Source organism: Desulfothermus okinawensis JCM 13304 (genome assembly GCF_054654515.1).
On the sequence record NZ_BAAIEW010000045.1, the window covers coordinates 1 to 9122 of the forward strand.

The 9122-nt window shown below is 33.8% G+C and carries 11 protein-coding genes, 1 tRNA gene and 1 pseudogene; 10 read left to right on the top strand and 3 right to left on the bottom strand.

The genetic code is table 11. The annotated features are described in order from the left end of the window. Positions 1-210: 210 nt before the first annotated feature. Positions 211-444 (top strand): annotated as a pseudogene (locus ACYQ0O_RS12695) (NRDE family protein); the annotation flags it as partial. Here ACYQ0O_RS12695 and ACYQ0O_RS12700 read toward each other — a convergent pair. The 3 genes from ACYQ0O_RS12700 to ACYQ0O_RS12710 all read right to left on the bottom strand — a co-directional run bounded on the left by ACYQ0O_RS12700 (position 407) and on the right by ACYQ0O_RS12710 (position 2134). After that, on the bottom strand, positions 407-1096 hold the full coding sequence (locus ACYQ0O_RS12700; protein WP_459893652.1) for a hypothetical protein: 690 nt from the start codon (positions 1094-1096) through the stop codon (positions 407-409). The pseudogene ACYQ0O_RS12695 and the gene ACYQ0O_RS12700 overlap by 38 nt on opposite strands. A gap of 9 nt (positions 1097-1105) precedes the next feature. Continuing rightward, complete coding sequence (traT, locus tag ACYQ0O_RS12705) at positions 1106-1840, bottom strand: complement resistance protein TraT (RefSeq protein WP_459893654.1); 735 nt, start codon at positions 1838-1840, stop codon at positions 1106-1108. Between the two features lie 207 nt (positions 1841-2047). Continuing rightward, positions 2048-2134 (bottom strand) — tRNA-Leu (locus ACYQ0O_RS12710). Positions 2135-2324: 190 nt separating this feature from the next. Between ACYQ0O_RS12710 and ACYQ0O_RS12715 the strand changes: the two genes are divergently transcribed. From ACYQ0O_RS12715 to ACYQ0O_RS12755, 9 genes are all read left to right on the top strand, one after another. Then, complete coding sequence (locus ACYQ0O_RS12715) at positions 2325-2786, top strand: adenine nucleotide alpha hydrolase family protein (protein ID WP_459893657.1); 462 nt, start codon at positions 2325-2327, stop codon at positions 2784-2786. Positions 2787-2801: 15 nt separating this feature from the next. Next, positions 2802-3338, top strand: a complete 537-nt coding sequence (locus tag ACYQ0O_RS12720; RefSeq protein ID WP_459893659.1) for a GAF domain-containing protein — start codon at positions 2802-2804, stop codon at positions 3336-3338. Positions 3339-3345: 7 nt separating this feature from the next. After that, positions 3346-4287, top strand: a complete 942-nt coding sequence (locus ACYQ0O_RS12725) for a radical SAM protein (protein ID WP_459893662.1) — start codon at positions 3346-3348, stop codon at positions 4285-4287. A gap of 90 nt (positions 4288-4377) precedes the next feature. Further along, a complete protein-coding gene (gene hisD, locus ACYQ0O_RS12730) occupies positions 4378-5682 on the top strand; it encodes a histidinol dehydrogenase (RefSeq protein WP_459893665.1) in 1305 nt (434 codons plus the stop codon). Between the two features lie 14 nt (positions 5683-5696). After that, positions 5697-6128, top strand: a complete 432-nt coding sequence (locus ACYQ0O_RS12735) for a PIN domain protein (protein ID WP_459893669.1) — start codon at positions 5697-5699, stop codon at positions 6126-6128. Beyond that, positions 6128-6334, top strand: coding sequence for a hypothetical protein (locus ACYQ0O_RS12740; protein ID WP_459893672.1), 207 nt, complete (start codon positions 6128-6130; stop codon positions 6332-6334). Before ACYQ0O_RS12735 ends, ACYQ0O_RS12740 begins: the two co-directional genes overlap by 1 nt. Positions 6335-6429: 95 nt before the next feature. Then, positions 6430-7329, top strand: a complete 900-nt coding sequence (locus ACYQ0O_RS12745) for a phosphoribosylaminoimidazolesuccinocarboxamide synthase (RefSeq protein WP_459893674.1) — start codon at positions 6430-6432, stop codon at positions 7327-7329. A 181-nt stretch (positions 7330-7510) separates the two neighbouring features. Continuing rightward, positions 7511-8617: a glycosyltransferase gene (locus ACYQ0O_RS12750; protein ID WP_459893677.1), complete on the top strand. Its 1107-nt coding sequence runs from the start codon at positions 7511-7513 to the stop codon at positions 8615-8617. Between the two features lie 172 nt (positions 8618-8789). Beyond that, a partial coding sequence (locus tag ACYQ0O_RS12755; protein ID WP_459893679.1) for a hypothetical protein occupies positions 8790-9122 on the top strand: 333 nt, incomplete at its 3' end.

Genomic DNA, 9122 nt, shown 5'->3' on the forward strand with positions numbered 1-9122 from the left:
TGCAAATGCGCCATGCCATATTCATACAAGAAGGGTCTTACAATGCCAAGAACAGTGTTCTAGTTTTTTTAATATTAGATAAAAACCAATGATTACCCTAATTGTATAGTAGGGTCTTATATATATTGTGCCTAACTTGTTAATTTTATTAATGAAATTATAAAAAAATATTCAAAAAAGTAAAAGTCCTGTCAAAGTCGGGAAAAATTACCTAACACTGGTGTTGGGATTAAACTTGAGAGATTTCTATCCCCTATATTTGTAAAGGATGAAAATTACGGGACCAGGACATCTATCCTTTTAATACTAGACCAAAATAATCTTGTTAGATTTATTGAGCGAACTTATGTAAGGGGATCTAATGAGGTAAATGGAGATCAGGAATTTTCTTTTTTATATTGGTTGATCACAACATCCCCTCCCTTTTCAAATCAAAGAAAATAGAACTTGCAGCATATGCAACAATCTTATTAGGCGTATAAAGGAGTTCTCTATTTTCTATTTTCTTTATTTTGTCTGATAAATTATACACCATATCATTAAAAGATATTGTATTATTGTGCCCCGCTAAAAAGTTATTGATCTGAGATGGATTTTTGAGTTTGATTAAGTATATATCATATCTATATTCATATAAGTTGTCTGGATCAGGATATATCAAAAAAGTCAATAGGTAATTTGAACTGATTATATAGTTAATATCTTGTTCTGATAACTTTAACTTGTATCTCCATCTACTTCTATATATCCATTGTCTATAGTTTGGATTACCACTATAAGGATCAACTAAAATCCTATTGGTGACTTTATATATCTTTTGATGCCTCTTTTCATGATATCCTACTACATTCCATCCAACCTTTTTCAAATAGTCCTCTAATCTAAAACATATGGACTTTTTAAGTTTTAGTATCTCATACCAGCTATTAAAATACTTTGGAACCATCCAAAACCACACATTTTTATCAACATAAATAGACCTATCGTTTTCTGATTGAATATCTAAAGGAGTCAGTTCCTTGTGGGTTGCACAACTGGAAATCAGGACAAAACAAATAGCTATAATTAAGAAAAGAAGATACTTTTTTCTTATCATAACAAACCCTTATAAAATACTTGACAGGATTCTAGATATCTCAGAGACCATTGTATCCTTACAGTCCTGCCATTTTAAATTTGCCTTTTTAGCTCTAGTTAGGGCCTGAAATCTATATTTCATCCACTTAGTTTCACCTTGTGTTCTATATTTGTTTTGAACTCCACCAATTTTTTCACTCCCTGTACTCTGAGACATAACTGGGCTTCCTTTTTTCTCTTTCACCTGTATATCAGTAATTATTGTTAGATATCCAAGTTTAACCCAAGAATCCACAGTTAAAGATGCGGCTCCATTTAGAATTCCACCTATTAATGCACCAGCAAGTACATCCCTTGAATTTCCCCCAAGGATTCCACCTGACATAGCACCTACCCCACCACCTACTATTGCAGCACCTGCTGTATCTGTTCCTTTCACCTGTCTTGCAGAAATATCCCTTTTGGTGACGTTCACAATCTTTGCCTCTAAAATCCAATGGGCCTTATCTGGATCCTGTGTGATTATAAATCCCCTTTTTTTGTATCTATTAGCAACCAGTGCAGCCACTTCATTTAACTCTGGATAGTTGCTAAAATTCTCAATCCGCAAATAAACACTTTGACCAGGTTTTGAATCAAAAAAAGGCACATTGTCTAGATTTGATATTACCTCAACCTTTGAGTTCTCCATTGCAACTTCCAATCCAGCACAACCACACAAAAAAAAGACACTAAGAACAATTAATAGTATAAATCTCTTCATATAATTTTCCCCTAACTTTTTATTATATTCACATAGTTATATTTGACTTTTTTCAATTCAAGATAATATAGGAAGTATTAATTGGCAAATTAAAAAAATATGGTTAATTTTATACTCACTTTTAATTTGTTTTGATTTTGAAGTGTTAGGAAGGATTTATTAAGTAGGTGGAAACAAAGTTTAAAAGCAATTTTTAAACATTAAAAATGCCCGGGGCCAGAATCGAACTGGCACGGGGACAAGGCCCCAAGGGATTTTAAGTCCCTTGCGTCTACCAAATTCCGCCACCCGGGCAAAAACAAAAATCCTTTTATAGAAATCTTGTTAAAAAGTCAACGTTATATTTTCTAAATCCATTTTTAGCTAAAAGCTCAAATACTATTTCCCTTAATTGTTTTTGTTTATTATAATTGACTTTTTTTCATTTTTTGACTTAAATTAATAATAATTGTATAAGAATTTATCTAAAAAAGGGAGGTATTATATGTTTAGAAAAAAAATTTTAATCCCATATAATTTTAAGCCACGGGATGAAAAATCAATCCACTACGCCATAAAAAATTTTTCTGGAGATAATTCAATTTTTATTTCTGTACTTCACCTTCACTCTCCAATCCCTAAAATCGGTGCATTTACCTTAGGCAAAAGTGAACTTATAAAAAATCTAGGGAAAAAAATTACAGATTTCAGACAAAAAGAAGAAGAATTTTTTAAATTAAAGGAGTTGTTCCTGGAAAATAATTTTTCAGAAGAGCAATTGGAATTTCTATTTACGCCTAAAAAAGAAAGCATAGCCAAAGATATATTGGAAGTGATCAAAAATAAAAACTTTTCCACTATTATTTTAAATAGGGCATCAGGAAAGAGAATATCCACATTTGGGGAAAGCGTTTCTATGAAATTAATATCCTTATTAAAAGACAAGGAAATAATTATTTTAATTTAATCAAAGGGGGAAAATATGCAAAAGCAAGGCCTAATTTCAATTGATACATTCAGGGTGATATCCCAAGCCATTGCGGAAATTCAAGATATAGAGACAATGGCATCGTATATGTGTAATTTAATAGCATCCAGTTTGGGAATTAAAGGATGCACTATATATGTGTTAAATGAAGAAAACCAGGAACTGGAATTATTGGCAAATTATGGGTTAAGCTCTGAATATCTGGTTAAAGGACCAGTTGATCCCCAAAAAAGCCTTGAGTGCATAAAGACTCTAAATCCTATAGTGATAAAAGATACACAAAATGATCCCAGGGTCCAATATCCCAAGCAAGCTGAACAAGAAGGAATAAAAAGTATTATTGGCGTTCCCATTATATTTCAAAAAAAAGCCATTGGGACCCTAAGACTCTATACTGAAGAGACATATAATATAGAAGAACAAGATTTAGAATCCCTACTTATCCTATGTGAACTAATTGGAATGGCATTAAAGTATGCCAGTTTGCAGACCACTGTAAATGTTATAAAAGAACTGGTAGAAGGGGTCTAAACCAAATATGAATCCAAGATATCTGAACCTAGATGAGAAAATATTTAATGATAAAATACAAAAAGGTTTTGAAAAATTAAATTCCTGTTCACTCTGCCCAAGAAATTGTAAAGTAAATAGAATGAAGGGAGAAACAGGTTTTTGTAAGACTGGAAGGTATGGATATGTTGCCTCTTACAATCTCCATTTTGGGGAAGAGTCTCCTTTAGTGGGAACAAATGGTTCTGGTACCATCTTTTTTGCGGGATGCAATCTTGGATGCGTTTTTTGTCAAAATTATGAGATAAGCCACAGTGTTGAAGGTTCCTTTGAGGTCTCAGAACAGGACCTTGCCAAGATCATGATTACCCTCCAAAAAAAGGGGGCACATAACATAAACCTGGTGTCCCCTTCCCATGTGGTTCCCCAGATAATAAAAGCAATAAAAATAGCAAAAGATCTGGGGTTAAAAATTCCCATTGTTTATAACACAGGATCATATGATAAGTTGGATACTTTAGAACTCCTGGATGGAGTTATAGATATTTATATGCCTGATACAAAATTTTTTGACCCCAATCATAGTCAAAAATATCTAAAGGCAAGGGATTATCCAGAAGTTGCCCAAATGGCCATTAAGACAATGCACAGCCAGGTTGGGGATCTCATATTGGATAAAAATAATATTGCAGTAAGGGGCTTAATTGTAAGGCATCTCATCATGCCTAATGGCCTTGCTGATACTGAAAAATGGCTGGAATTTATAGCAAAAGAGATCTCCCAAAACACATATTTAAATATAATGGATCAATATAGGCCATGTGGTGATGCAAATAATTTCCCTGAACTATGTAAAACCATATCATACAATGAATATGAACAGGCTATAGATATGGCAAGAAAATTTGGTTTAACCAATCTGGATAAAAGAGATATATCTAAACTATATATCCTTTTAAACCGCATGTAGATCCATTGCCTTTTTTTTTATTACCAGCTATTAACTGACCAGCGTCTATTTAATCTGCTCAATACAATTCTCAAAAAGGGGTAATTTCTTATGATAAAAACTTTTGATTATCTAAACGTAGAAAACTTGAAAAAAATACTTGAGAAGAGAAAGACCACAAACATTGAACTGGAAGAGGTGGTGAGAGAGATTTTAAGAGAGGTAAAGGAAAAGGGAGATAAATATCTGGAGGAGATGAGTAAGAGGTTTGATTGTCCAGACTTTTCTATAAAAAAGGTAAGGGTCTCAAAACAGGAGATAGAAAATTCCATTAAGGATATCCCTAAAGAAGACATTGAAATATTAAAACAGGCCATCTCAAATGTAAGAAAATTTCACAACTATCAAAGAGAAAAGTCCTGGTTAGAACCTCAAAGTGACTCTTTGATCCTGGGACAATTGGTAACTCCCATTGAAAAAGTAGGGCTCTATGTGCCAGGGGGAAAAGGTGGCTCTACCCCGTTAATCTCCACATTGATTATGAATGCAGTTCCTGCACAGATTGCAGGGGTAAAGGAGATAGTGGTGGTCACACCACCTTCAAAATCAGGAGATATTAATCCCTATATACTTGCCACAGCAAATCTACTAAACTTAACCAATATTTATAAAATTGGCAGCGCATGGGCTATAGGTGCACTCGCATATGGCACAGAGAGTATCCCCCGCGTAGATATGATTGTTGGTCCAGGGAATATATACGTGACCATTGCAAAAAAACTCTTAATTGGAGAAGTTGGCATTGACATGGTGGCAGGCCCTTCTGAAATTGTAGTGGTAGCAGATGAGTCTGGACGAGCTGATTTTATTGCTGCAGATCTCTTATCTCAGGCAGAACACGATGAAATGGCGTGCTCAATACTTATCACCAACTCAAATGAATTGGTACACGAAGTCATAAATCAGCTTGAGATCCAGGTAGATAAATTAAGTAGAAGAGAAATTGCCAGAAAGTCATTAAGTATGTGGGGCGCTATTATTACTACTCCAGATATAGATAAAGCCATTGAAATTGCCAATGATCTTGCACCTGAACATCTGGAAATTCACATAAAAGATCCCTGGAAAATAATTCCAAAGATAAAAAACGCAGGTTGTGTTTTTTTAGGCGAGTTTGCACCAGAGCCAGTTGGTGACTACTTTGCCGGTCCAAACCATGTCTTGCCCACAACCTCAACTGCAAAATTTTCTTCTGGACTTTCTGTTCAGACCTTTTATAAAAAGACCAATCTCATCTGGGCATCCAGGGATTACATAAAAAATAACAGTTTTAAAATCGCAAGGATGGCTATGTTAGAAGGGCTGGAGGCTCATGCTAAAAGTTCAGAGATAAGGGTTTTAAATAAAAATAGTTAAAGAAAGTTTTATTTATGAAATTATATCTAGATAATTGTTGTTTTAATAGGCCATTTGACGATCAATCGCAAATCAGAATTCGACTTGAAACCGAGGCAAAATTAAAAATTCAGGAAGAGATCAGGTCAGGGAGATTTCAACTTGTATGGTCATATATACTTGATTATGAAAATAATAAAAATCCTTATAAAGAAAGAAGAATACGAATAGAAAAATGGAAGCTCTATGCTGTAGAGGATATAGAAGAAAGTCCCCAACTAATTGAGACCGCAAAAAAAGTAAATGGAAAAGGATTTCAAAAGGTTGATTCACTGCATATTGCCTGTGCTATTATTGGCAGATGTGAATATTTTCTTAGTACTGACGACCACATTCTTAAAAAAGCAAATTTATTAACGCAAATAAAAATTAATGACCCGATTGGATTTATTAAGGAGATATTCTAATGATTACAGATACAGAGATTAAGTTAAAGGGAGTACAAATTCTTGCAGAACACCTTGGTGATATCGAAGCAGAACGATTTATTGCTCTTATTCAGAGAGAACCTTTTGATTATACAAAGTGGCGAGAGGGATTAGATGAAGATCTAACTTTAGAGGCCATTAGCCAAAAAGCGATGGAATTAAGGAAAAAAATAAATAAAACTTAAAACTCTGATTACTAAACATTCTTGTCTGATTAAGGTAAAATAATCTTTTTATTTTTTATATAGATAATCCGCTGACAATATATGGGAGAGTTTTTATGCAAATTGTAACAAAGACTAATATTACAGAATACCCTCTAATTAGCAGGGGTAAGGTTAGGGACATATATGAAATTGACAAAGAGAAACTACTTATTGTCACAACTGACAGGATGTCTGCCTTTGATGTTATCCTGCCTGATCCAATACCTTATAAAGGGGTTATATTAAATCTTATAACAATTTTCTGGATGGAAAAATTTAAAGATCTGGTCCCAAATCACTTGATTGAGACTGAACTGAAAAATTTTCCCTCTACCTTACAAAAATATTCAGATGAACTGGAAAAAAGGTCTGTTATAGTAAAAAAAGCAAATCCCCTGGAAATAGAATGTATTGTAAGGGGTTACATAACAGGATCTGGCTGGAAAGATTATCAAAAAACAGGTTCTGTTTGTGGGCACAAACTGCCCAACGGTCTTGTTGAATCAGAAAAGCTCCCACAGCCTATTTTTACTCCATCTACCAAGGCAGAGGTTGGTGAACACGATATTAACATAACAGTCTCACAGGCTGCTGAAAAAATAGGAAAAGAAATATTTGAAAAGGTTCAGGAGATATCAATAAATATTTATAAAAACGCCAGTGAATACGCATGGGACAGGGGAATTATAATAGCTGATACCAAGTTTGAATTTGGAATGATAAATAACGAGTTGGTTTTAATTGATGAGGTCCTAACCCCTGATTCTTCAAGGTTCTGGCCAAAGGATGAGTATGAGAAAGGGAGGTCCCAAAAGAGCTTTGATAAACAGTATTTAAGGGATTGGCTCTCTAAAAATTGGGACAAAAAATCCCCACCTCCACGTTTGCCAGAAGAAATTATTGAAAACACTAAAAATAGATATCTGGAGGCCCTACTTAGGCTAACAGGTAATAAATTAAATATTGGAGGTTAGATGAACACATTGTATTCATTGATATTATTAATTGTCATATGGGTAATTATAGGGCTTGTTTTTCAAAAATTGGGAATTGGCGGCTGAGGAGTTAAGAATAGCTGTAGTATACAGCAAAAGAAAGGTAGAAACCGAAAAGGAAATTGAGGGTGTTTGGCCTACCAGCATATTGAATATAGTTATGGGGAAAAAACAGGTTGATGTTGCTATATTTATTCCTTCATTTGGAAATGGTGGTGCAGATAGAATGAGTTTGCACCTATGCAGAGGACTGTCTCAACTAAATTATAATGTGGATTTAATTGTTCAAAATGATGTAAGACAAATAAAAAAAAATCATCTCAACAATACAAGAATAATATATGTAAGTACACTGAAGAAAAGAAGAATCAAAGAACTTGTAAATTATATAAATACCAATTTACCTAAGGTGATCTTATCCACAAAAGGAGGAGATAGTGAGGCCATTAGTGCCAGGAAATTAGCTAAGGGTAAGACAAAAGTCGTGTTGAGACATGGAACTACATTTTCTAAAAGAGATAGTTTTAGACCTTTTTTTAAAAGGTTTATTTCCGAAATTAAGTTAAGGCGTATATTTTCTAGGGCAGATTTAATCATAGCCAATTCTCAAGGCGTGGCAAATGATATAATAAAGATTGCCAACATATCAGAAGAAAAAGTAAAGGTCATTCCAAATCCCACCATAGATCCTGAAATTTTTAGACTCGCTCAAGAAAAAGTAAATCATGAATGGTTCTTAAATAAAATGGAACCTATTATACTTGGCGCAGGAGGCTTTAGAAAATCAAAGGATTTCCCAACGCTGATTAAGGCATTTTATTTATTGCAAAGAGATATTCCTGCCAAACTGGTCATCTTAGGAGAGGGCAGACAGAGAAAAAAAATGGAAAAATTAATTAGCGATCTAAATATAGGTAACAGGGTTTGGCTTCCTGGTCATCAGGAAAATCCTTACAAATTTATGGCAAAAGCTGACTTATTTGTTTTAAGCTCACTCTGGGAAGGATGCCCAAATGTTTTAATTGAGGCCATGGCCCTTGGAATCCCTGTGGTTTCCACTGATTGCCCCAGTGGTCCAAGGGAAATATTAAACAGTGGAGAATATGGGATGTTAGTTCCTCCTGGAGATCCTGAGGAATTAAAAAAGGCAATCAAATTGACCCTTGAAAATCCTATTTCAGGAGATATCTTAAGCAAAGCCGTGGGAAGATACAACATTGAAAATAGTTGTAAGGAATACGCTAAAGCACTTGGACTTTGTGAGTAGCTATTGACAATATTTTTCTGCTCTTTTAAATGGCTATTTTAGGTGAATTATGAAAAATAAAAAGATTGTTTATATAAGTACATCAAAATTACATAGAAACAGAGCCAATCTCATACAGACTTTGAAAACTGCAGATGCTATTCATTCAATTTATAATGATTTTGAAATTTACATGTCTCCGTATAAATCTAAGCTGCCGTATATAAATAGATTAAAAGAGCTTGGAATTTCAGATGAAATAGTTATACAATTTTCTCAATTTCTTCATTCCAGATGGAAAATTTTTAACTATATTCCTTTTATATTTTTAAATAGGAAAAAACTTCATTCATCCTATATATATGTAAGATCTCCTCGGTTAAGCTTGGCTCTTATGAAATTTAAGATTTACCATATGTTAGAATTGCATGATATAGTTGAAGAAGAATTTTGGCAATATATCATTAACGGGCTAAAATCTGGTATAATTTTAAAAATTGTAACTGTTAGCAAAATATTACATGAT